Genomic DNA, 635 nt, shown 5'->3' with positions numbered 1-635 from the left:
TGCGGATGGCCACGTGGCAGTGGGGTGAGCTCTCCGCGACCCAGGGCCTCCTCGTCGTCCTGCTCTCCGTCGTGCCGGCGTGGCTGTCCTACCGCTTCGTCGAGAGCCCCGTACGGCACTCGAAGGCGATCGCGGCCTCGCCCCGCCTGGCCCTGTCCATCGGCCTGAACTGCACCCTGGTCGCCGCCGTTGCCGGCCTGGTGCTCCAGGGCGCCGTGCTGCAGTCACGAGGAACGGCCAGCGGGATCGGCGGCACCGGCATCCAGCTGGTCCCCGAGCAGCTGCGCGGCCAGGAGACCAGCCCGCCGTCCGCCGACACCACACCACTGTTCGACGTGATCACCCCGGACCCGGTGGACGCGGTCCTCGACTCCCCCGCCCTGTACGAGAAGGGCTGCGCCGTCGAGGTCTACGACACCGGCGTGAAGGCGTGCGACAGCGGCGACCCTGCCGGCGGTCCCCTGGTGGTCGTCGTCGGCGACTCCAAGGTCGCCCAGTGGATGCCGGCGATCGACGCCATCGCCGAGGCCAACCGCTGGCGGGTGCGGATCTACACCAAGGGCGGCTGCACCTTCACCGACACGATGACTTTCGTCGCCGGTGAACCCTTCCCCGAGTGCCGGGAATGGGGCGAA

1 protein-coding gene is annotated in these 635 nt (G+C 71.0%); it reads left to right on the top strand.

The window, feature by feature from the left end:
* Nucleotides 1–635, top strand: a 635-nt coding sequence (locus ACOADB_RS20855) for an SGNH hydrolase domain-containing protein (RefSeq protein ID WP_378602958.1), incomplete at both ends; no start/stop codon positions are given.

Origin of the sequence: Nocardioides sp. CPCC 206348 (assembly GCF_048654705.1) — a bacterium.
Lineage (GTDB): Bacteria > Actinomycetota > Actinomycetes > Propionibacteriales > Nocardioidaceae > Nocardioides.
This window is presented reverse-complemented; position numbering and strand designations above follow the sequence as displayed.